The sequence below is a fragment of the Natronoflexus pectinivorans genome (assembly GCF_004345615.1).
In the GTDB taxonomy this organism is placed as follows: domain Bacteria; phylum Bacteroidota; class Bacteroidia; order Bacteroidales; family Marinilabiliaceae; genus Natronoflexus; species Natronoflexus pectinivorans.
The window spans coordinates 71,129-93,482 of record NZ_SLWK01000011.1 but is presented as its reverse complement, the minus strand read 5'-3'; the positions used below and the strand labels follow the sequence as shown (position 1 = coordinate 93,482).

Genomic DNA, 22,354 nt, shown 5'->3' with positions numbered 1-22,354 from the left:
ATTAAGTTCACTAAGCTCATTTTCCTATTTACTCTTCTACTACCCTTATCTCCCCACTCATCAGCTTTGGCAACAACGTGTCGCGCAATTGTGTGAGGGTTTGGATTTCGTTGGTATTTTTTTGCTGTTTAAAAATGAGACTTTTTAATGAATCTCTCAACTTAAGATAATTATTTTCATTCGGAATAACTATCTCAATTGTATTAAGGGCGTCTATTGTTATTGCTTGTTGAGTACTCCCAATTTTTATGCCTTCTAAAGCTATTTCAGCATACTTGCTTTTAAGCCAGATATAAATAAACGTAAAATCAATTACTGTTTTGTAACTTTTAAACCAGGTTAAATTCCCATCCTTAAAATAAAACCGTTCATCTTTTTGAACTAAATATGTATTGCCGATTGTCCCAACAGACGTTAACAGAATGTCATTATTTTTTGGAACTCCGCTAGCATTTTTTAATTCATTATATTTCTGTTCCGATATGAAAATTTCTGGAACTAGATTATTACCGTTTGACAATTCTGTAACCTCCTTTCCTCTATAAAATGGAATTCCGTTTTGCAAATACTCACTAGCAAAAATCCTTTTTGAGGAACCAATCTCCACTATATCTTTCAATTGAACTATTCTCCACCCCTCCGGAATCTCCCCCAATTCACTCTCCTCCATTTTGCCGCCCGAACTTTTATAAGGCTCTCCGTTTTCATTTGGGAATTCAAACTCCACAAACCAACGCTTAAAAAGAGTCTGTGCCAGATCTTCTAATGTTTGGTTTTGCTGGCGAAGGAGGGTGATTTTTTGGTCGAGATTTTCAATTATTGTCCTAACTTCAATTTGAGTGTCAATACTTTTTGGGAAAGATATTGGAACATCGTTTAAAGCTTTCGTTGTTAAACTAGGAACTGCAGAACCTTCATCGTACTTTGAGAGATTATGCAATGATAATAAATAAAATAAATATTTAGGATCTACTTTTTCTTCATTAATTATTGTCCAAAACAATGTATCTACTGTCCAAAAAGGATTATCTTCATAAAACAAGTTGTTGAGAGAGCCTTTTCTTGGTATCATTATAGAAGGCTTGTCATATATGGCTTTTTCCACATATCTCATTATGCCTCCACTACCATATAAAGGGACAATTCCATCAGCAAGCTTTTTATGATCTTTGCCATATTTTATTTCCAACACTTCTCCAAGTGTTGTATTTATTATCTCACTCATTTCTTCTCCTCCTTTCTTACCAATGCATAAAAAGCCAAGCCCCGTTTCGTGAGTTTGTATTTTTGTTTAGAGCTGTTTGGTTTATCTGGTATCGTCCATTCTATTAAACGGTTTTCTTGCAGTTTGCTAAGTATTTCGTTTAATTGACCTGAAATGGTTTTTTGTCCCAATGCCACTGAGATTTCCTTTCTTGACTTAGCATCGTCTAGCATCTTTGACAAGATGATGGTGAAAAGAGACTCTTGCTGTGACTCTTGCTGCAACTCTTGCTGTTCTTGCTCAAGTTCTTGATTTAATAGGTCTTTCAACTCCTGCTGTAACTCTTGCTGCCAGTTTATATTTCGAAATTCTTGAAAATCTTTATCTTTGATATCAACGTATTTATACACCATCATTTTGGCTCTGATTTGTTTGCAATTTTAAAATTTCATTGTATCTTTGTGTTAGCTCCGTTTGAGTTCAGGCCTACGTTCCACGTGGGAGTTGCTCAAATCGAGTTTTTTTTATCTCTTGAATCTATCTTCATTAATCCGGTGATTATACGCTTTGAAGTTCTAATGACGATACGGATAACTCCAAGTATTTGAAGGATTGCTCTGTATTCCAGTAGTAATACCAACGTTAAAGTTTGGTTTAATTTTACATATTTCAGCTAAAATATACTTATACAATCTTTCTTTGACAATAGTGCGTTTACCTCTTCTAACTGCGCCTTCCGGTTTCGCTTTGTGCAGATTATTAAGCCTAAATGCCATTGCTCCTAAAATGATGTCCACACATTGCAATATAATATGATTCTTTGAATCAACGTCAACGATATCCCTGCGCCGGATTCGGATATTAGCATTTGTAAAATCAGGAAGAGACTGTAATGCATAAATATGATTTTTGAAAAGCTCCTTTTTCTCATTATTTTCCGGTAGGTCATCAAAATATGTTCTAATGTATATTTCCTCTCCCTCTGGATTACAATATCTTAAACCAAATGCATGTTTAATAAACTGGTAATACAGCAAGAAATACCCCGACTCCTTCTGTTTGGCAGTTAAACCCACTGGTTCAAATGCATTTTGCCGGAACATTATCCTTACCTTTACAGTTCCTTCTGCGATATACCTAAAGAAACAACTTAAGATATCCAAATATTTATCCAAGTGATGTTCTGTAACCTTAGTCCACTTCAGTTCTGTCGAAAATCCAAGTTCCCTTTTGATTTGAAGCAATGCGTTATTTATCCTCTCTGCGTCTGTGGTTTCGACAATGCATCCACCATAGAAATCAGAATAGTAGTCACCTTTAGCAATTGATTCATCGCAATATATTATATACTCTTTAGCCATAGTTATAACTCAATCCCTATTTTAGCCAGTTGTGTTTTAATCTCCCGGTCGAGTTCCTGAGCTTGATTCATTTGTTCACGCAACCGGGAAGTCAAAGCATCTACTTTTTCCTGAAAGGGTATGCCGTCGTCTTCTTCGTCGGGAATGCCAACATAACGCCCTGGAGTCAATACAAACTTATGTTTTTGTATGTCGGTAAGGCTTGCTGATTTACAAAATCCCTTAATATCTTCGTACGCACCTTTTTCCTCACCATTGAGCCAGTTGTGGTAAGTATCAGCAACTTTACTAATGTCTTCGGGCGCAAAAGTCCGGTTTTTCCGGTCAATCATGTAGCCCAGCTCCGAAGCATCAATAAACAACACTTCACCTTGCCGATTCTTTTTGCCACGACGCAAGAACCACAAACAGGCAGGGATACCGGTGTTAAAAAACAGTGCCTTCGGCAGCATCACAATGCATTCCACCAAATCATGCTCTACCAGTTTTTGACGTATAACACCTTCGCCACCGGTATTGGAGCTTAAAGAACCATTGGCCAGAACAAAACCGGCGTGCCCGCCATCGGGTTTTAAATGGTAAAGGAAATGCTGCACCCAGGCAAAGTTGGCATTGCCGGCAGGTGGCACACCGTATAGCCAACGTGCATCGTCACGCAACAGTTCACCGCTCCAATCGCTTACATTAAAAGGAGGATTGGCAATGATGTAATCAGCTTTTAAATCTTTATGCGCATTATTCAGGAACGAACCTTCGGAATTCCATTTAATGTTTGAGCCATCAATGCCACGAATTGCAAGGTTCATGCGACATAGGCGGTAGGTTGTTTGGTTGCTCTCCTGTCCGTAAACCGAAATATCATCCAAACGCCCCTGATGGCTTTCAATAAACTTTTCACTCTGTACAAACATGCCTCCAGATCCACAGCAAGGGTCGTACACACGACCTTTGTATGGTTCTAACATTTCAACCAAAAGCTTTACAATGCTTTCAGGAGTGTAGAATTGTCCGCCTTTCTGACCTTCGGCCAATGCAAATTGGCCTAAGAAATACTCATACACACGCCCCAGCACATCCTGACTTTTTGCTTTTTCATCACCCAAGGCAATGGTACCAATGGTATCGATGAGTCCGCCCAAAGTTTGAGGATCCAGGTTAGAGCGCCCGAAGGTTTTAGGAAGAATGCCTTTAAGAGTTGCATTGTCAGCCTCGATTAAATCCATTGCATCGTCAATCAGCTTACCAATATTTGGCATTTTCGCCTGTGATTGAATGTATGTCCAACGCGCCTTTTCAGGCACAAAGAATACATTCTCGGCTCCATACTCATCCTTATCTTCGGGGTCGGCTCCGGCATATTCACCTTCTCCTGCTACAAGTTTAGCGTAGTGTTCTTCAAAAGCATCGGAGATATATTTTAAGAATATTAAGCCCAATACAACGTGTTTGTATTCGGCAGCATCAATGTTCTTGCGCAGTTTATCCGCAGTTTTCCATAGCTTCTGCTCCAACTTTTCTTCTGTACCGTTTCCGTTCTTCTTAGCCATTTATAGAATATTACTTATGCATTTTTTATCTCACCTGTAAAATTAACATTTCGTTTGAAAATTCGGGTGATTTTAAGAATAAACTCATTACTTTGGCGAGAACCAAACTAAACAAACAAGATGGAAACCCTTGTCCGCATTCCGGACTAACGATCGAGTCGTAGACAATATACAAAAAAAGGGACTGTCTGGTTCAGACAGTCCCTTTTGCGGAGAGGAAGGGATTAGTTCGCTCCCGCAAAAGCCCAATCACGAGCCGCTCATGATACCTTCGGCATTCGAACCCGGCCAACCCTTCTGTTCGAATCCCTCATTTCATTCCATAAAAAAAGACTCTCATTTTCATGAAAGTCTTTTTTGCGGAGAGGAAGGGATTCGAACCCCCGGTACGCTTTTGGCGCACACTCGCTTTCCAGGCGAGCCAGTTCAACCACTCCTGCACCTCTCCGGTTGAATTGTTTCTGTTTTGCACGGGAGGAGAGACTCGAACTCCCGACACCTGGTTTTGGAGACCAGTGCTCTACCAACTGAGCTACACCCGTGTTTAAATCAGATTTACGGCTGCAAAAATAGAACATTTGCATAATATTTAATAACGATTCCGTTATTATTTTCAATAATAATTTTAAACATTTGACGCTCATCGCTATGTCATTCATAAAAATCATAATCTTATTAAAAAAAGTAAACTCGCTTGTTTCCCAATAGAAGGCTCGGTATTTTTGTGGTTCAGTAGAATTGCAATTTTTTTCTGGCTCATTTATTGTGACAGAACCAGGTCAAAACATCAAAATAACCAATAAATATTTACCAAATGAAGTTTATTTTTTCAACACTACTCGTTGTTTTAATCATCGCCTCATGCGCACCCGGAAGGCAATTGACAAATCTGGAATCAAATATCACACAATTATATCAACAAGGGAATTATAATCAGGTATTGAGTGAATACGACCGCCTGGAAATAATGACACGAAACAGCAATGACACCATCAGTCAGGCTATATCAATTTTGGCAGGTAAAGCAGCGTGGCACGCCGGATTTCATGATCAAACTCATCGTTATTTTGAGAAAACAGAGATATGGCAAAACAATCCTGAAGTGGTACTGATAAAAGGTAAAAGTTACCGCCAAACCGGAAACCAAAAACAGGAGTACCAACATTGGATCAATCATATTGAAACAGTAAAACAAACCGATAGTCACAGGGACGTAATGCTCCGAATCTTTGAAATTGAGGAAAGCACCGGTGATTACGAATCTGCATTAAATACCTGGAGTATAATTCCCGACAACCAGAATCCGGAAACGATGTTCAAAAAATTGCAGGTATTGGAAAAAACAGATAAATCAGATGAAGCTTTGGAGCTTTCGGGAAAAATTCTGGCCGAAGATCCTAATTTTGAACCTGCCAAATTCTGGAAAGCAAGATTCTATTACGAGAAAGCCGAAAACTGGTATCAGGATGAGATGACAAAATACAACAGAAACCCCAACTACACCACTTATGCATACCTGAGAAGGGAGTTAAGGCTTATTTCGGCTGATTTTCGAACTTCCAGAGATCTATTTGTAGAGTTGCATGAAATGCAACCTTCCAACGTAACCTACATGCAGTATTTAAGAAATATTTATAGAAGATTAGAGATGCGTCCGGAAGCTGCACGAATGGAGCAACTAATCAACAACGCAAATGATTAATGCAGCTATATATGGTGCAAACGGATTAACCGGTTCTGAACTGGCTAAAATTCTTTCCCAACACCCACGTGTTGGGAAACTCTACCTTGCAGCTCGCAAAGCCATCTTTGACTTGCCGAATCACGTGTCGTCTATCAATCTTAAGTTAGGAGAAATCCAGATCCCATCAGATGTAGATGTGGTTTTTTGCTGCCTGGGTACCACCCTGAAAAAAGCAGGTTCGGTTGAAAAATTCAGAGAGGTTGACCATCAGGCTGTTCTGGAACTGGGAAACAGAGCAACTCAAAATGGAGTTAAAACCATGGTTGTCATCAGTTCCATAGGCGCCAACTCCAAAAGTAGCAACTATTATATCCGAACAAAGGGAGAGACTGATGAAGAACTGCTTAAATTGAACATCCCCAGTTTGTATATCGTCCGGCCATCATTAATTGAAGGAAAAAGAATTGAAAAACGATTCATGGAGAAAATGGCCTCCATGATTTTAAAACCATTTAAAATCATTTTTATTGGAGTTCTGCGAAAATACAAACCCATTAAAGCCTCATCCCTGGCTCATGTAATGGCTTACCTGGCTTTTAACGGTCATCAAAACAACATCATCGAATCAGAGGAGATTCATAATATTGCTCAACACATTGAAAACGCCTAATTTTATGTGTCTAAAATTTGTTTTTAAGTCCCGAGTACTCGGGATGGAACTCGCCAATAATCATTCTCCTGTGTGAGAACTTTTTCTCACGGCTCGTTTCATGCCGTTTAGTTAAGGATGTTTGCTTTCATCTATTATCAAATAATCTATCCCGAGACACTCGGGACTAACGATCTATTTTATGAAAAAATCAATGCTTGAACAGATTCAAAACCGCAGAAGTTGTCGTAAATTCACATCACAACCTATTGGCATGGACTTTAAAGAACAATTAATAAAAGCAGTTCTCTGGTCGCCAACATCCAAAAACAATCGTCCGTGGGAGTTTGTATTTATTGAAAACAAAGAGAGTATTGAGCAGCTTTCCAAATGCAAACCACACGGGGCAGCATTCCTTGCCGGTGCGCCATTGGCTGTTGTAATTCTTGCTGATCCAGCTAAAAGTGATGTTTGGGTAGAAGATTGCTCCATTGCAGCTATTTTACTTCAAATGGTTGCAGAAGACCTGGGTTTGGGTTCAACATGGATTCAGGTTCGGCTTAGAGAACATGACGAAAAATTATCTGCAAGCGATTATGTGAAAGGAATCATCAAAGCTTCGGGAAATTTGGAAGTTGCCTCTATTATTGCCATTGGCTACAAAGAAAGAGAGAGAGAGCCATATACAGATGATGTGCTGCTTAAGGAGAGAGTGCATTTGGAAGCATTTCAAGAATAATAAAAAAAGGAAGTCGATGACTTCCTTTTTTGTGCCCAGAACAAGACTCGAACTTGCACGCCGTAACCGGCACCAGCCCCTCAAGCTGGCGTGTCTACCAATTTCACCATCTGGGCAATATCTATTGCTTTCGCGGATGCAAATATATAATTTTTTAAGATTATGAGAGGTAATCGACCATCAGATTTTTACAAATTTAGATGATTAATGTAGAATCATCTCTGATTTGCAATGAATTGCCACTATAAAACGAAAAATATCAACAAAAACTTCCAACCAAATAAAAACAATAATTACGTTAAAGCAAGAGTTTCAGGTACAAAATGTCCATAATACCATCTATTTTTTCATAAATACAATTATTTGATCTTTTTTTCTTAATTTTCCACGGTAAAAACAAAAACCCTTTGCTTTTATTTTCGTAACAAACTAAACCCTTTGATATTTAAAAACTCGAAAGAATGGCAATAATATTTGGAATTCAGTTTGGAAGCAAATTTGGCTCTACCAAAAAGTATGAATCAAAACTAATTAAGGAAAAAAATGATTTTGAACGATTCAACGAGTTGGATCAATCAGAAACATTAAGACGATATAACGAGTTGGATCAACTGATACATTCAGGTGACTTTGAAAAGAAAGTTCAATTCCTGAAATCGGCCAAATTTAAAAACTCTGAAGAGTATCGGCAACTGGAGCAATATAAATCCATGAAAGCATCAAAAGATGTAAAATCATACCTGAATTACTCCAAGAGTGGCAAACTGGATCGGATAAAAAGTATTATAGAGTCTGACCTTTTAAAAGAGTTTAATGATTTAAAAGTATTCGTAAACTCCTCGGCATTTCATTCAGCCAAAGTAAAAAAAGATTTCAAGCAAAGTGAAGCATATGCAAAGCAGGAGCAATTTAATACACTAAAGAAAGATCCTGAGATCACCTTCTATTTGAAACAAGAAAAATCCAACGAATACAGAACGGTTGCCAAACTGGAAAACAGTGAGCGATTGAAATCCTTTTTTAAGTTGGAATCAATCATCCAGTCGCCAGAATTCATTGATAAAAAAACATTTCTTGAAGATAAAAATCGTTTTAAAAAATCGGAAGAAGCCCGTTTAATTGAGGAGTTCAACGAACTTCAAAAAAACGAGGATGTAAAATGGTATCAAAAAACCAAGAAACTGAATCCTTTTAAAGAAATCCGTAAATGGGAGATCACATTTGAAGATGATTTTGATGCATTACAACTTGATAAAAGCAGATGGATGACCGGCTATTACTGGGGGAAAGCACTTATGAACGACAACTATGTGCTCGCCGGCGAAAAGCAGTTCTTTAAAGAGGATAACATTGAAATGCACGACAGCGTTGTTCGCATCAACACTCAAAAAGAAGCCTATCGGGGAAAAGTTTGGGATGCTACCCATGGATTTACAATGCAGGATTTTGAATATACCTCAGGACTGATAAGTACAGGGCAAAGTTTTCGACAAAAATATGGCAAATTTGAAGCTAAAATAAAATTCTCGCAAGCCTTCCCTGTTGTAAATGCTTTTTGGTTAGTGGGAGAAAAAATGTTGCCCCAGTTGGATGTATTTAAAACCAGCCTAAAAAAAGGTAAAGCACTGGAAAGTGGCATTCATGTTAGTGCACCTGAGGGGCAGGCATTAAACCTGTTGAAGAAAATAACCGGTGCCAATTTTAAAAATGGGTACTTTATTTACACCTTGGACTGGTCGCCTGAAGCATTAATTTGGAAAATCAACGGAATTGAAGTACACAGGGAAGTTAAGCATGTGCCTGATGAGCCAATGTATCTCTCATTCTGTACAATTTTACCTGAATACCCATCCGACAATCAGATGCCGTCCTATATGGACATTGACTGGATCAGATGTTACAGGAAAAAAGAAGCGTAACTTCACTTGAACTGCTGGCTCCGGCCAAAGATTTAGAATGTGGGATAGCAGCCATCAATCATGGCGCAGACGCTGTATATACAGGTGCTCCAAAGTTTGGAGCACGAGCCGCAGCCGGAAACAGCCTGCAAGATATTGCCAGACTAACCGAATATGCACACATATTCAACGTAAAGGTATATGTAGCTCTCAACACACTATTATACGACCATGAACTATCTGAGGCTGAAAAACTGATCCAGCAATTATATCAGACAGGTGTGGATGCCATCATCATTCAGGATATGGGTATTACCCAACTGAACCTTCCTCCCATTGCCATTCATGCCAGTACGCAAACCGATAACCGGACGCCGGAAAAAGTAAAATTTCTCGAAGATGCAGGTTTTGAACAGGTGGTGCTGGCAAGGGAACTTACTCTGAATGAGATAAAAGAGATCAGAAAAAGCACAAAAGTACCACTGGAGTTTTTTATTCATGGGGCGCTTTGCGTTTCATATAGCGGGCAATGCTATATGAGTCATGCCACCACCAAGCGAAGTGCAAACAGGGGCGAATGCAGTCAACCTTGCAGACTTCCATATTCTCTGGAAAACAAACAAGGAAATCCACTGGTAAAAAATCAACATCTGTTATCCCTTAAAGACTTAAACAACACAAATCACCTGCTTGATTTGATCAATGCCGGTATATCAAGTTTTAAAATTGAAGGTCGACTCAAAGATGCAGCGTACGTAAAAAATGTAACCTCCTGGTATCGTCAACAATTGGATGAGATCATAGATTCGGACTCCTCTCTGGCAAGAAGCTCTTCCGGAAGGGTTTCAATTCCATTTGAGCCTTCTCCTTCAAAAACTTTTTCGAGAGGATTCACCACCTATTTTTTGAATGGAAGAGAAGTGAACATATGGTCACTGCATACACCCAAATCTCTCGGCGAAAAACTGGGGCGTGTAGTAACAATAAGTCGCGAATATTTTATTGTTGAAGATGGAATTAGCTTCAATAACGGCGACGGCGTTTGCTTTTTAAACAAAAGCAAACAGTTAAAAGGGTTTCGAATAAGCAAAACAATAGGCAACAAAGTATATGCCGACGATATAAAAGAGTTGTATTCCGGAGCCATGCTGTATAGGAATCACGATCAGTTGTTTGAAAAACAACTGAACAACAGCAAGGAGAACAGACGAATAACCATGGAACTCACTCTGATTGAAACGGAAGATGGCATATGCCTGCAAATGACTGATGAAGATGGTCTAAGATCGGAAATCAGAAAAAAAATTAAAAAGGAACCGGCCCGAAATGAGGAGATGGCATTAAAATCCATCCGTGATCAACTGAGCAAATGGGGAAACACCATTTTTAACCCCAGCAGCATTAAATTGCAACTGCTCCAGCCACTTTTTATCCCGGCAGCTGAAATCAATGCCATCAGAAGAGAGTTAACCGAGATACATCAAACCAAAAGAATAAACAGCTACAGCAGGCAAGAGAAAGTTTTTCCTAAAACATCACATCCCTATCCAGATGCACCGGAAGATTTCAGCCTGAACATTTCCAATCACCTTGCTGAAAAATTCTACAACCTTCATGGGGTGAAGATTACAGAACCAGCTTTTGAAATCAAGTCACCTGCCGGAGCAAAATTAATGACTACCCGCCACTGCATCAGATATGCAAACAATAGCTGCCCCAAGGAAAACCCCAAAGCCACTCCTGAAAACCTAATTCTTAAATCGGGTAACAACTCGTATGAATTAAAATTTGACTGCAAAAAGTGCGAAATGCATATTTTTGACCTTGATACCAAACAAACGAAGAACGGCTGAGTGTGTCAATTTCTATTTACTACGGGACTTTTTACTACTAGGTTGCCATCAGGCTGATCGCTCGAATACACAACAGCCACGACCAGTAATAATTCATCAAATTTTGACCAATACTATTTGCCAATCACAATGTGCGCTTTTGTTGTGAATTTACTTTCTAAGATCTGGATACCTCCCGTCAGTTTATTAAACTTAATTTCTAACCAGCCAATAAGATTGCTATCATTAACGTTTAACTTGACTGCCAAATAGTAATAGTCAAATATCATATCACTTCTAATGCTCCACTCATTTTCCCATAAATTGTCACTTTCATTTGAACTCCTGATTGATATAAGCGATAAGCATGCGTGCTCATCCCAGTAATATGGCTCGCTTACTTCTATTTTAATTGTATCGTATAATTTGTTAAACAACGTGTAACTGTTACGATTTTGCAAAACTGAACTACCGTTTAAGGATCTAAGTCTTCCTGAAATTCCTTCTCCAGTAATCCACTCATCCGAACTATTAATGCCAAACCAAGTAAACAAATCATATACAATTTTAATGTCATTGACTGAATCATCATTTAAATCGTAATAAGCGACTTCTTCTAGTAATTTGAGCGGGTTTTCACTTAAATTTTCAAATGAATTATCATCCTTTTCGCAACTAGTAAGACTGAAAGTGACAAAGACAATCCAGAAACAATATGTTTTCATTGCATTATATTTATTCGTTTATATTCTTGTAAAGCATTGATGATGTGGTAACAAAAAGGTTGCGTTATATTGACCACAAGGGTTTCGCTGGAATACGCACACACGAAGCATTGATTCTTAACTAAACCCAAATATTCAAGTATTGGGGCATTTGGAATAGACTCTATGATGGAAATAGTATTAAGAAACATTCAAGAAAATTTAGTTGTTGTGACTTAAACCAAAACTCTGCGTTTAAAATTAAAACATCCCTGATTTGAAATATTTTAAACGCTTACACCAAAGTTCGCTTCTTCAGCATAATGCCAAACTTTGCGTTTTGCATCTCCGTGTTTTAACCTCTATAATTTAAAGTTGATCCTCACCCCCATTCTGAACCAGCGTCCCGGTTGATAAAGTTCTCCCAGGTCTGCATATTTTTTATCAAATAGGTTAGCGATTTCAGCATAAGCATGCAATGCATAATCAGAACTGACTTCAGGTTGCCAGTTAATGCGGAGGTCGGTTCTCCAAAACGGTTGATATGACTGATACAAACCGGTTGAAGAACTGGTAAAACCGCCTTCTCTCTCCTGATATTGTGCATTCCAGCTTAGCGTAACATGGTTAACACCGATGCCATGAACCAAACCTACATTCATCTTATGTTTTAAGTGATCGAGAACATAGGCCGACTCATATCCATCATCTGCTTTTTTATCCTGATTGATGTATGAATAGTTTATGCTGATGTTTTTAATGATTTTCTGATCGGGAATGGCCTCCGAAAGTGAAATGCTAGAAGCATGTTCAATTCCCCAAGCTTCAATTCTATTGATATTGGAGGTGGTGTAAATCTCCTCACCGGGAATTCGTCCCCAGTCGATTAAATTTTCACCAATTCGATAAAAACCTCCCTGTTGGATGTCGAGCCAATTATTTCTCCAACGAAATCCCGATTCTATGGTTGAAGCTTTTTCAGGCTTTAAATCAGGATTTCCAACATTGGTCGGCCCCGAATAGAACAAATCGGTAAACGTAGGTAGCCGCAGTGCCTGGTTCCAGGCTGCCATCCATTTGAGGTTATGTGTAAACCAATAGCTCACATCAATACCGGGAAACCAATCGATTCCGAAACCCAGTTGTGAGTTTTGATTCATCAAAACTCCCGCAGAAATATTCAGCGCCTTTATTGTCCATGCATGCTCAACAAATATTGAGAAATTATTCCGACTGAAATGACGGGTAAAATATCCATCGCTTTCACCGGGAGCCTTCACTGGCTCATCCATAGGAAGCCCCAAAACATTACTCCAAACCGACTCCCCGCGCATTTCGCCACCAATGGATGTGGTTCCCAGCACCCAGGGGATGGAAGCATTTACGCCGGCGCCAAAAACATCGGTCATGTGATAGTTATGTCCGGGATACCAGGATTCAGCTCCCTCCATATCTCTGAATAGCTCAAAACGATCATGATGACGGCGCCAGTAAAGGTTTGGACGTATCTTTACCAATCCACCAGACTCCATTGAAATAGAATTAAAAAACGTGCGGGTGTTCTCAAACTGATCGGGAAAGCGTGCAGAATAAAAAGCATTGGCTCCAAATGTTTTTTCGGTATATCCGCTTTGAAAGGAGAGCTTTTGTTGATCAATGTTTAATTGTCCATGGTAGTAGATGTTGAAGACATCAAAATCGGTGTTATCGATGTAGCCATCACTGCCACCTTTATTCACCGCCAGGAAACTATTAAGGCTACCTGTACCATAAGCTATTGTTGTTCCCAGGTTATAAAGCCTGTTTTGACCCCCGGAAATTGAGACAGTCGCCTCATCCCATTTTCCTGAATTGGTAATAAAATTAATGGCACCGCTAAATGCATTGGGACCATAAACCCTGGCAGCCGGGCCATTGAGAATTTCAACCCGTTCAACACTTGCCAAATCAATGGGCAGGTTAAGGGTGTGATGACCAGTTTGAGGGTCAGAAATGTTGATGCCATTCAGAAGAACCATCACCTGGTCAAAAGAACCTCCTCGAACACTAATATCGGCCTGCACACCCAACGGGCCTCTCTCCCTCACATCAATGCTCATGGCATAACGCAACAAATCCTGCACACTCTGAACAGGCAAAGACTCTATCTGTGCCCGGGACAAAATGGTGACCGTTCGTCCGGCCTCCGAATACACTGCCGGTCCTCTTCTGGCGTTGATTTCTATCTCATCAAGACGAATTTTTGTATTGATGCTGTCGGTGGTATTGCCAGCCAGGGTTAAATGATAACCAAGGCAGGTAAAATAAGCCAGTGATAAAAACCCAATTTTTATTTGTCGATTTAGTGTATTAAAAACTGCATAGTTTTTATGCACCCAGTTCTTAAAAAACACCTCTTTTTTAGTTTCGTAAAACTCTTTTCTTTTCATCATTTTAATCAATAAAAAATTAAACAATTACAGGATAAGCATGGTTTATCCTGATTAATTCCAATGCAAATAAACCCATGCAGATTTCAAATCAGGGATGACTGATTATAACCGGCTAAAATTACGATAAACCTGAGATTATCCCTATATTTAATAAGATTCTCTCTGAATTTTAGCTATTTTTGTTACAACCAAACATTCGGCACAAAAGTTGCGTAAAGGCAATATGATTCAGGATTAAAATACAATCGACAATATATGAAGACTTTATTTTTGCTCATTTTCTTAACAATTTCGTTAGGTCTGACGGGACAAACAGATGCTCCACCAAGATTTACACAAACCGGGGAAGATCATTTTACCCGAAACAACATTAAAGAGATTGAAATCAACAATCGCCACGGGCATGTTTTCTTCACCACATGGGAAAGTGACTCGATTCTGGTAAGAACAACCACATGGGTTAATGCCCCAATACATGCTGCTGCCAATGAAGTTATCAATGATATATTTATCAACCAGCAACACACTTCTGAGAAACTTCATTATACCACCCGCTTCGGGAGCAACTTCTTTTCTAATTTTGACTTTGGAATCATATATCATGTGTTTGCACCTAAAAGCTTAAGAATCAATGTAAACAACAGATTCGGAAATGTTGAACTGATTAATTTTGAAGGAGATGCACATATCAATCTGGAATATGGAAGCCTGAATGGAGAGCATGCAAAAATTAATAATGGCTCACTGTATGTTTCCAACGGAAACATACAGATCATGGAGCTTAACCACGGTGAAATCACCCACCTGAACGGTTCCCTCGATATCCAAAAACTTGGTGAGGTTCAGTTGAGTTCTGATTTCTCCGAAGGATCCATATATCATGCAAAAAACTTGAATATTATTTCATCTACCGGCAAAGTGGATATCAACAAAGTGGATAAATTGCATGCAGAATCGGGCTTTTCATTTATAACCATAAACAAACTTACCGAAAGAGGGTTTATTGATATACATGAAGGCAGTGTAACCATTAGAGGTTTTGACAAGGGATTTAGAGAGTTAACCACCTCATCGAGAAAGGCTGATATTCTTTTGAATATTGCCGCTGAAACACCTTACACCATGCACGGACAAGTTGCCAACGGAACCTTTACCCATTATGCATCAGAAAAAATGCGCGTAATAATTGAAAACAATGTGACATCCTTCTCCGGAAATTTCAGTCAGAGAACCCCCGGCGTTAGTCCTACCATCATACTTTTTGGTACCGACTGTGACATTACAATCAGCAATGAATCGGCTTTTGATTAAGAGATATATCATTGAATAAAAATTTTGTGGATGTAGATCCACAAAAACATAAAAAACTCAACATGTACACATCAGATAAGCTGCTCCTCATCAGAAGCAAAATGGAGATACAAGGCATTCAAGCCTGCATCATTCCTTATGGCGATCAGCATTTAAGTGAATACCCTGCGGAGCATTGGAAAACAAGGGATTGGATCTGTGGCTTTACCGGATCGGCAGGAACATTGGTTATTACAGCCCACGAAGCCGGTCTTTGGACCGATTCGCGATATTTTCTTCAAGCAGAAAGCCAGTTGGACACTTCATGTGTACAACTATATAAGGAAGGAATGCCAGATGTACCTGAATATGCTGAATGGTTAGCCCATGTTCTTGAACCTGGAGATAAAGTTGGCATTAATGGAGTTCTTTTTTCTGTTTCTCAGGTACGAAAACTTGTGAAAACGCTTCGTGATCATAGAATCCAGAGCGATTTGAAATTCACCCTTGCCGAGGAGTGCTGGGACACCAGACCCCCAATTCCTGAAGACTCCGTCTTTGAGCATGATGACAATTTTTGTGGACAAACCCGCGCCGCAAAACTGGAGGCCATCCGCAAGTACATGCGTAAACAGAAAATTTCCCATTACATCGTCTCCATGCTCGACGAGGTGGCATGGGTATTGAATCTAAGAGGAACTGATGTGCCGTACAATCCGGTATTTCATTCTTTTCTTATTATTGAACACGATCAGGTAAGATTTTTTATCGACCCGCATAAATTAACCGCCGGAATTGCCCGTAAACTGGATACAGACAACATAAAAGTCTCGCTTTACGATGACTTTTATCAACATGTGCAGGATATATCCTCAGAAGCAAGATTTCTGATTGACCCCGACAGAACAAACTATACTATTTTTGCCACCATGTCGCAGGCTGCACAAAAAGTTGAAGAGCGTTCCATTGTATCTGTTTTAAAAGCGAGAAAAACCAAGAAAGAGATCGGGAATTTCCGTGCAACACTCATCAACGATGGTGTTGCAATGGTGCAGTTCCTCAAGTGGCTCGAAGATCATGTTGGTTCAGGTACCATCACAGAACTCTCTGCTGCAAAACAGCTTAAAAGTTTTCGTGCCAAACAACCAGGATTTTCCGGAGAATCGTTCAGCACCATCTCCGGATACAAAGGTCATGGAGCCATCGTGCATTATTCTGTAAACAAAGATTCAGACATAGAGCTTCAGCCCGAGGGGCTTTTTCTTATAGATTCGGGAGGGCAATACCCGGGTGGCACCACCGATATTACAAGAACTGTGGCTTTGGGAGATTTCCCTGAACAAGCTGCTGTTGATTACACTTTGGTATTAAAAGGTCACATTGCACTAGCCACTGCCATTTTTCCTGCCGGAACACGAGGAGTGCACCTCGACCCGCTTGCAAGAAAAGCAATGTGGAAATTTGGCATCAACTATGGGCATGGGACAGGTCATGGCATTGGCTATTTTCTAAATGTACATGAAGGGCCACAAAGCATACGACCTCAGGATAACGGCGTTGAGCTGGAACCCGGAATGATCACTTCTAATGAACCGGGAATCTACCGAACCGGAGAATATGGCATAAGAATTGAAAACCTGATTCTGTGTAAGGAGAAAATAGAGACCGAGTTTGGCTCGTTTATGGAGTTTGAAACATTAACCCTTTGTCCCATTGATACCAAGTTGATAAAAAAAGAGTTATTAACCGTTGAAGAGGCCGAGTGGCTAAATAATTACCACAAAATGGTTTATGACAAGCTGGCACCAATGCTGGATGAGGAACATAAAACATGGTTAAAAAGCAAAACCACTGCTATATGATTTATTAATTACATGGCATCAAAACAAACTTATAAAACAAACAAAAAACATCAGTTACAATGATTAAAACAGGTTGCTTTTTGATTTGCCTGATCATGACCTTAGGTTTAAAGGCATCTGATGATGGATATAACATCAGCGTTACTGTAAACGGGATCAAAAATCAGGATATCATTCTGGGATATTATTACAATAAACAGATGTATGTTAGTGATACTGCGACGACCAATTCGGCAGGCACGGCCATCTTTAGTGGAGAAGAATCACTTAAGGGAGGCTTATATCTCTTCTATCTTCCAAATGGAAGGTATTTTGATGTGCTAATTGATAAGGAACAGAAATTTTCTATAAGAACAGATACCTTGGATTTAGTTGGCAATATGTCGATTTCCGGGGCAAAAGACCCTTCTTTGTTCCTCTCATATCAAAAATTCATTTCTGAGCGACAAAAAGAGTCATCTGCATATAGAGAAAAGCTTCAGGCCGTTGAATCAGATTCTGAAGAAGCAAAAGAGTTAAGAGCAGAGTTGACCAAAATCAATCAGAAAGTAGAAGAGTATTGGGAAAACATCACCACCAATCATCCGGAGTCATTCACTGCTACATTTATAAAAAGCATGCAGGAACCTTCAATGCCGGAATTTAATATTCCTGATGGAGTATCCAATCCCGATTCTCTTTTACAAATAAAAAGATACCGTCATTTTCGCGACCACTATTTCGATAACATTGACTTTACTGATGAACGCCTGCTAAGAACTCCTTTTTTTGTACAGCGACTTGAAAACTATTTCGACCGGGGAATCATTCAGATTCCGGATACCATTGCCGATGCCTCCATCAGAATAATTGAAAAAAGCAGGGATAACGCGACCATGTTCAGATTTCTGGTTCAGTACTTTTTTAACAGAGCCAATGAAAGCAACATCATGGGAATGGATGCAGCAATGGTTGCTCTTGCAGAAAAATACTATTTATCTGGTGATGCCACTTGGGCAAGTGAGCAGTTTTTAATGAATCTACAGGAACGGGTTACTGCTATTAAACCCACACTTATCGGGAAAACAGCTCAAGATTTGCGAATGCAAACCATTGATGGAGGAACTGCCAGATTACATGCTGTTGATGCCAAAATAACAATCATCGTTTTTTATGAACCATCATGCGGACACTGCAAAAAAGAACTCCCAAAATTGTATAAGGACGTATTCCTTCCATACAGAGACAGAGGAGTGGAAGTTTTTGCAGTATATAGTTTAGACGACATGCAGGAATGGAATGAGTTTGTTGATGAGCATGGTTTGCATGAATGGATTAATGTGTTTGATCCCTTTCATCAAACCCGGTTCCGTCAATTTTACGATATCAGATCAACACCCATGTTGTATGTTCTCGACAGAGATAAAAAAATTGCAGGGAAAAGAATTGATGCAGGGCAATTACCCGGGTTCATAGAGCATTTACTAAGAAATTACGATTAAAAAATATGCAATGAGATACCGTCTCTTTCTTAAGGGGATTATTTTTATCATATCAGCAGTAATGGTATTAACCATTACTGCTTGTGAAAACCATGAAAAAGAAATTCCTCCTCCAGGCATTCATATAAATATGCCGGATACCGGTCTAGAAATTGAACTTGAAGATACGCTTGTTATTTCACCCAGGATCACCTATAATTATGACACCAATTACAGATGGTATCTGAACGGGGAGTTTATGTCCACAGAGAAAGAAATCAAGCACATTGGTAAAGAACTGGGAACTTCCTTTTATTCATTCGTAGTTGAATCTCCCAGTGGATCCGACTCTATAGTAATTCCGGTAAACACGGTGATTCTCATCAACTTTAACGAATTTGAGCTTAAAAATGATACAGCAATTGTTGGACTGGACATCTACCCGTCAGAACCGGGATTCAGAACTAAAGGAGCCATATTTCCAACCATTGCACCTTCAGAAAATCAGTGGGTAGGTTATGCGCTCAGCAATAAATACAGTCAGCAATCTGTTCAGACACCCGGAAGGTTTACAGCTTATGCCACAACTCGCAACAGAAATCCATTTATGGTTTACCACCAACCGGTGGATCCTCATATTGTTGCATTCTATTTTGAGAACCGCGAGGAGAGGCTTATAAGCTCTATGTCAGTTAGCAATACCCAACTTACTTTCCTGATCATGCGCTTTGGCACGGTAGATGGAATACCCCGATTTGGAGGAGAAAACAATGATGTAAAAGACTGGTTTATCCTGACCATTGAAGGATTTGATGCCAATGGAGTAAAAACCGGTGAGATTGAGTTTCCTTTGGCCGATTTCAGATTTGACAATCACAGGCAAAACTACATTGTAAATAATTGGCAAACAGTAAGCCTTAGTGATTTAGGGAAAGTGAACAGCGTTTCATTGTCGCTAGCCACAAGTCTAACAGATGAAAACGGTATGATGTTGACACCTCCTTATGTGTGTATTGACAACATTAGAATTATAGAATAAAGGCAGTTAATCTGCCTTTATGTATATTTTTCCATTGTATATTTTATCCCCGGCAAATAAACGATAAATATAAAGTCCCGGAAAAGTTCCGTGATGTGCAACAGTACCTATTGAATCCAATACAGGAACTCTGTGTTCAATAACTTTCTGACCCGATTGATTATAGAGTTCCAGTTTGGCATAACCCGTAAAATCAGGTATATGAAATCTGATTTCATTAATAACCGGATTTGGGTAAACCATAAAATCGGTTGTAGTTGGTGCAACGTTAGATGTGTCCAGATCACGAACATTTGAAACCAGAAGATCAATCCAGAAAGAGACAGGATAAATAGAATTTTCTCTTTCAGCCAAATTTTTCCATTGGTTATTTGCATCCATAACCCATGCCGTTCCAACTTGTTTTGAGGGATTGTAAAGAGAGTGATATATGACTACACTGTCAGTTTGAGTATTGTAATTCAACTCAACACCAACCCATATATTTCCATGGGTATTCAATGATTCGTTAAATCTCCAAAAGTACTCACGATTTGCGGGGAGGCTTAAAAGGTTAATGTTGCTTCTTGACAGAATTTTTACTTCAGGCTCGGTAACTCCTTGCCAAACAGAAATATTCACATCTTGAGTCATAGAAAAATCGGATCGGGCCGGCATTACATAAACACCATGAAGAGTCACCTCTGAAAAGGGGCCATATTGCTCGGCAAATGCCTGGTCGCCAAACAGATTATGTCCTGACCAGAATCCACTGCTACCGGAGTATTTCTCCATTCCTGCAACATCTTCAAACAAAAAATTGCTCAATCTAAGTACCTTCTCCTGCTCATTATAATATTGTAACCCATCCAGACTACTGGCGCCGGTTTCATCGGGATCAAGCCAAAAAGCCAATTGCTGGCTCTCATCCTCATAATAGTCCCATACTCGGTTTAATCTGGCGAAATAATCATTAACAGGATTCGAACAAGTGGCAGAGCCACCACTAAGGCTACCGATGAGTTTCCCCTCATTAGTAAATAAAGGAGAGCCTGAAGATCCTCTTTCTGTGGTTCCTTCACTCCACCTGGCAATGCGCCAGTGCGAATTTCCAATAAATGGAACCCCACCCGGAGAAGACGCATTAAATGAGGCGGCAGTAGGTGCATTTTCTGATCTTGCTACTTTTTTCACATCTCCTTCAGGATGATGGATGGTTGTAACTTCTCCCTGTGGATTGGTGGTACGATCCCAGCCTGCCCAGTATGGACGATAAGCAGCCGGAGGAATTTCAGACATTTCCAGCAGAGTAACATCTAAATCTTCAACATATGCCCTTAAAAACGAACCTGAAAGAGTTTGGGTAAATGCTCCTTCAACTCGCCCATCGCATCCGGGAACCTGGTAATTAAATGTAAATATAGCTGTGGCAGGATCATTCATATCAGTAATACAATGAGCAGCTGTTAAAAAATAGGGCTTACCATCTTGCCGCGTGTTATTAATTAAGGTTCCCGAACACAAATCCCTGCCATTGACCATGATTCTGGCAACTGATTGACCCGCTTCAAGCCATAAATCATCGGTTTCGCAGGTAAAATCAGGGTTACAACTCCCACTTCTGTTAAACCTACTGATGGATTTTAAAGAAAAAAGATCCAAAAAATCATGATTGACAGAACCTATTTCCAATAAAGATCTTTTTGATTGTCCGGCAGATTGATGATATTCCACAATAATTTGATCACCAGGTATCGGGGCTGTTGCAAATCGCCCTGATGGCAAGTTGTTTTGGTGCGTAAACGCACCCAAAACCACACTCTGATCGGGATTGTAAATATAGAGAGAACATCCTGGAGCAAGTGCAAATTGATCAAAAATAAGATTTAATGAATAAGCTCCTTTTGATTCTATTAACAGCCGCCATACTGCAGTTCCATCATTTTTTTTTGTTATGTAACCGGAGTTTTCGGGACTTAGAGTGACGTCATAAGTGTGTGCGAAACGAAGAGGCGTTCCCTTTTCAGGTTTATCAAAGACTGCATATTGTTGTTGAACTCTTAATGGTAAACCGGGCATGCTTTCTGCCATATCATTCAGAACTTCCAACTCACTCTCAAACAAAGGCAACGGACTTCCTCCTCGGGAAATTTGAGCGGATAAGTCTACAAAAAGAAGAAGTAGCCAGAACAAAAACACATATCTATACATCTTAGGATACTGAATAATCATAAAATAACAAAGCTATAAATTATACTCTTTTACATCATAAAGTTAAACGAAATCTTCATATTTCGGTTACAGAAGGTTGTAATCGTCTTCATTGGGAAAGCACTTAATAACTGTTGAAACTTTATTTAAAAACATGTTATAAACTCGAAGACTGTTAGATTATAGACAGATAGAGTAGTAGAGAAAGATAATTAGATTATCTTATTTTCTCTTTAATCTTGTCTAACATCTAAATATCTTCAATGCGGATTTATTATAAATTTTCAACAGTCACTTAATTTCTTTTGAAACCCTTCCAAATTAAAAAATAACTCTGCTGTCCGACTAAGATTTTTTTAAATGATAATCATGTAATAGATTTCTAGCTTCGCTCGAAATGACAAGCTGCTACGTTGTGAGAGGTGAAGTGGTTATTGCGGCTTCGTCGCAATAACCACTTCAC

The 22,354-nt window shown here is 39.3% G+C and carries 16 protein-coding genes and 3 tRNA genes; 9 read left to right on the top strand and 10 right to left on the bottom strand.

What is annotated here, in order from left to right; all coding sequences use genetic code 11:
* Window positions 1-28: 28 nt before the first annotated feature.
* From EV194_RS13440 to EV194_RS13415, 6 genes are all read right to left on the bottom strand, one after another.
* Window positions 29-1,225 carry a restriction endonuclease subunit S gene (locus EV194_RS13440; protein ID WP_132434550.1) on the bottom strand — a complete coding sequence of 399 codons (1,197 nt, stop codon included), beginning with the start codon at window positions 1,223-1,225 and terminating at the stop codon, window positions 29-31.
* On the bottom strand, window positions 1,222-1,620 hold the full coding sequence (locus EV194_RS13435) for a Fic family protein (protein ID WP_132434549.1): 399 nt from the start codon (window positions 1,618-1,620) through the stop codon (window positions 1,222-1,224). Before EV194_RS13435 ends, EV194_RS13440 begins: the two co-directional genes overlap by 4 nt.
* Window positions 1,621-1,779: 159 nt before the next feature.
* Window positions 1,780-2,565 (bottom strand): DUF3800 domain-containing protein, encoded by a 786-nt coding sequence (locus EV194_RS13430; RefSeq protein WP_132434548.1) that lies wholly within the window; start codon window positions 2,563-2,565, stop codon window positions 1,780-1,782.
* A gap of 2 nt (window positions 2,566-2,567) precedes the next feature.
* Window positions 2,568-4,112 carry a class I SAM-dependent DNA methyltransferase gene (locus tag EV194_RS13425; protein WP_132434547.1) on the bottom strand — a complete coding sequence of 515 codons (1,545 nt, stop codon included), beginning with the start codon at window positions 4,110-4,112 and terminating at the stop codon, window positions 2,568-2,570.
* Window positions 4,113-4,472: 360 nt separating this feature from the next.
* A tRNA-Ser gene (locus EV194_RS13420) sits at window positions 4,473-4,560 on the bottom strand.
* 21 nt (window positions 4,561-4,581) lie between these two features.
* A tRNA-Trp gene (locus EV194_RS13415) sits at window positions 4,582-4,654 on the bottom strand.
* A gap of 272 nt (window positions 4,655-4,926) precedes the next feature.
* Here EV194_RS13415 and EV194_RS13410 point away from each other — a divergent pair.
* The 3 genes from EV194_RS13410 (at window position 4,927) to EV194_RS13400 (ending at window position 7,184) form a co-directional block, all read left to right on the top strand.
* The gene (locus tag EV194_RS13410; protein ID WP_132434546.1) at window positions 4,927-5,814 is read left to right on the top strand and encodes a tetratricopeptide repeat protein; all 888 of its coding nucleotides are present in this window, start codon (window positions 4,927-4,929) and stop codon (window positions 5,812-5,814) included.
* Window positions 5,807-6,466 carry a Rossmann-fold NAD(P)-binding domain-containing protein gene (locus EV194_RS13405; RefSeq protein ID WP_132434545.1) on the top strand — a complete coding sequence of 220 codons (660 nt, stop codon included), beginning with the start codon at window positions 5,807-5,809 and terminating at the stop codon, window positions 6,464-6,466. Before EV194_RS13410 ends, EV194_RS13405 begins: the two co-directional genes overlap by 8 nt.
* Window positions 6,467-6,647: 181 nt before the next feature.
* Window positions 6,648-7,184: a nitroreductase family protein gene (locus EV194_RS13400; protein ID WP_243699417.1), complete on the top strand. Its 537-nt coding sequence runs from the start codon at window positions 6,648-6,650 to the stop codon at window positions 7,182-7,184.
* Window positions 7,185-7,216: 32 nt separating this feature from the next.
* On the opposite strand, the gene EV194_RS13395 is transcribed toward EV194_RS13400, so the two are convergent.
* Window positions 7,217-7,300, bottom strand: a tRNA-Leu gene (locus tag EV194_RS13395).
* A gap of 345 nt (window positions 7,301-7,645) precedes the next feature.
* Here EV194_RS13395 and EV194_RS13390 point away from each other — a divergent pair.
* Together EV194_RS13390 and EV194_RS13385 are read left to right on the top strand one after the other, a co-directional pair.
* Window positions 7,646-9,103, top strand: coding sequence for a glycoside hydrolase family 16 protein (locus EV194_RS13390; RefSeq protein ID WP_243699416.1), 1,458 nt, complete (start codon window positions 7,646-7,648; stop codon window positions 9,101-9,103).
* Complete coding sequence (locus EV194_RS13385) at window positions 9,079-10,935, top strand: peptidase U32 family protein (RefSeq protein ID WP_132434544.1); 1,857 nt, start codon at window positions 9,079-9,081, stop codon at window positions 10,933-10,935. The genes EV194_RS13390 and EV194_RS13385 overlap by 25 nt, the downstream gene beginning before the upstream one ends.
* A 113-nt stretch (window positions 10,936-11,048) precedes the next feature.
* On the opposite strand, the gene EV194_RS13380 is transcribed toward EV194_RS13385, so the two are convergent.
* Together EV194_RS13380 and EV194_RS13375 are read right to left on the bottom strand one after the other, a co-directional pair.
* Window positions 11,049-11,639 carry a hypothetical protein gene (locus tag EV194_RS13380; RefSeq protein ID WP_132434543.1) on the bottom strand — a complete coding sequence of 197 codons (591 nt, stop codon included), beginning with the start codon at window positions 11,637-11,639 and terminating at the stop codon, window positions 11,049-11,051.
* A 341-nt stretch (window positions 11,640-11,980) separates the two neighbouring features.
* The gene (locus tag EV194_RS13375) at window positions 11,981-14,050 is read right to left on the bottom strand and encodes a TonB-dependent receptor plug domain-containing protein (RefSeq protein ID WP_243699415.1); all 2,070 of its coding nucleotides are present in this window, start codon (window positions 14,048-14,050) and stop codon (window positions 11,981-11,983) included.
* Between the two features lie 255 nt (window positions 14,051-14,305).
* Between EV194_RS13375 and EV194_RS13370 the strand changes: the two genes are divergently transcribed.
* The 4 genes from EV194_RS13370 (at window position 14,306) to EV194_RS13355 (ending at window position 19,701) form a co-directional block, all read left to right on the top strand.
* Window positions 14,306-15,361 (top strand): hypothetical protein, encoded by a 1,056-nt coding sequence (locus EV194_RS13370; RefSeq protein WP_132434542.1) that lies wholly within the window; start codon window positions 14,306-14,308, stop codon window positions 15,359-15,361.
* Window positions 15,362-15,423: 62 nt separating this feature from the next.
* On the top strand, window positions 15,424-17,202 hold the full coding sequence (locus tag EV194_RS13365) for an aminopeptidase P family protein (RefSeq protein ID WP_132434541.1): 1,779 nt from the start codon (window positions 15,424-15,426) through the stop codon (window positions 17,200-17,202).
* A gap of 95 nt (window positions 17,203-17,297) precedes the next feature.
* Window positions 17,298-18,683 (top strand): TlpA family protein disulfide reductase, encoded by a 1,386-nt coding sequence (locus EV194_RS13360; RefSeq protein ID WP_165921897.1) that lies wholly within the window; start codon window positions 17,298-17,300, stop codon window positions 18,681-18,683.
* A gap of 10 nt (window positions 18,684-18,693) precedes the next feature.
* Complete coding sequence (locus tag EV194_RS13355) at window positions 18,694-19,701, top strand: DUF4465 domain-containing protein (RefSeq protein ID WP_132434539.1); 1,008 nt, start codon at window positions 18,694-18,696, stop codon at window positions 19,699-19,701.
* A gap of 6 nt (window positions 19,702-19,707) precedes the next feature.
* Here the strand turns inward: EV194_RS13355 and EV194_RS13350 are convergent, their stop codons facing one another.
* A complete protein-coding gene (locus tag EV194_RS13350) occupies window positions 19,708-21,912 on the bottom strand; it encodes a trypsin-like peptidase domain-containing protein (protein WP_132434538.1) in 2,205 nt (734 codons plus the stop codon).
* Between the last annotated feature and the right edge of the window lie 442 nt (window positions 21,913-22,354).

Coding starts and splice junctions, on each gene's coding strand:
- EV194_RS13440 (WP_132434550.1), bottom strand. CDS start 1,225: ATGAGTGAGATAATAAATACAACACTTGGAGAAGTGTTGGAAATAAAA.
- EV194_RS13435 (WP_132434549.1), bottom strand. CDS start 1,620: ATGATGGTGTATAAATACGTTGATATCAAAGATAAAGATTTTCAAGAA.
- EV194_RS13430 (WP_132434548.1), bottom strand. CDS start 2,565: ATGGCTAAAGAGTATATAATATATTGCGATGAATCAATTGCTAAAGGT.
- EV194_RS13425 (WP_132434547.1), bottom strand. CDS start 4,112: ATGGCTAAGAAGAACGGAAACGGTACAGAAGAAAAGTTGGAGCAGAAG.
- EV194_RS13410 (WP_132434546.1), top strand. CDS start 4,927: ATGAAGTTTATTTTTTCAACACTACTCGTTGTTTTAATCATCGCCTCA.
- EV194_RS13405 (WP_132434545.1), top strand. CDS start 5,807: ATGATTAATGCAGCTATATATGGTGCAAACGGATTAACCGGTTCTGAA.
- EV194_RS13400 (WP_243699417.1), top strand. CDS start 6,648: ATGAAAAAATCAATGCTTGAACAGATTCAAAACCGCAGAAGTTGTCGT.
- EV194_RS13390 (WP_243699416.1), top strand. CDS start 7,646: ATGGCAATAATATTTGGAATTCAGTTTGGAAGCAAATTTGGCTCTACC.
- EV194_RS13385 (WP_132434544.1), top strand. CDS start 9,079: ATGTTACAGGAAAAAAGAAGCGTAACTTCACTTGAACTGCTGGCTCCG.
- EV194_RS13380 (WP_132434543.1), bottom strand. CDS start 11,639: ATGAAAACATATTGTTTCTGGATTGTCTTTGTCACTTTCAGTCTTACT.
- EV194_RS13375 (WP_243699415.1), bottom strand. CDS start 14,050: ATGATGAAAAGAAAAGAGTTTTACGAAACTAAAAAAGAGGTGTTTTTT.
- EV194_RS13370 (WP_132434542.1), top strand. CDS start 14,306: ATGAAGACTTTATTTTTGCTCATTTTCTTAACAATTTCGTTAGGTCTG.
- EV194_RS13365 (WP_132434541.1), top strand. CDS start 15,424: ATGTACACATCAGATAAGCTGCTCCTCATCAGAAGCAAAATGGAGATA.
- EV194_RS13360 (WP_165921897.1), top strand. CDS start 17,298: ATGACCTTAGGTTTAAAGGCATCTGATGATGGATATAACATCAGCGTT.
- EV194_RS13355 (WP_132434539.1), top strand. CDS start 18,694: ATGAGATACCGTCTCTTTCTTAAGGGGATTATTTTTATCATATCAGCA.
- EV194_RS13350 (WP_132434538.1), bottom strand. CDS start 21,912: ATGATTATTCAGTATCCTAAGATGTATAGATATGTGTTTTTGTTCTGG.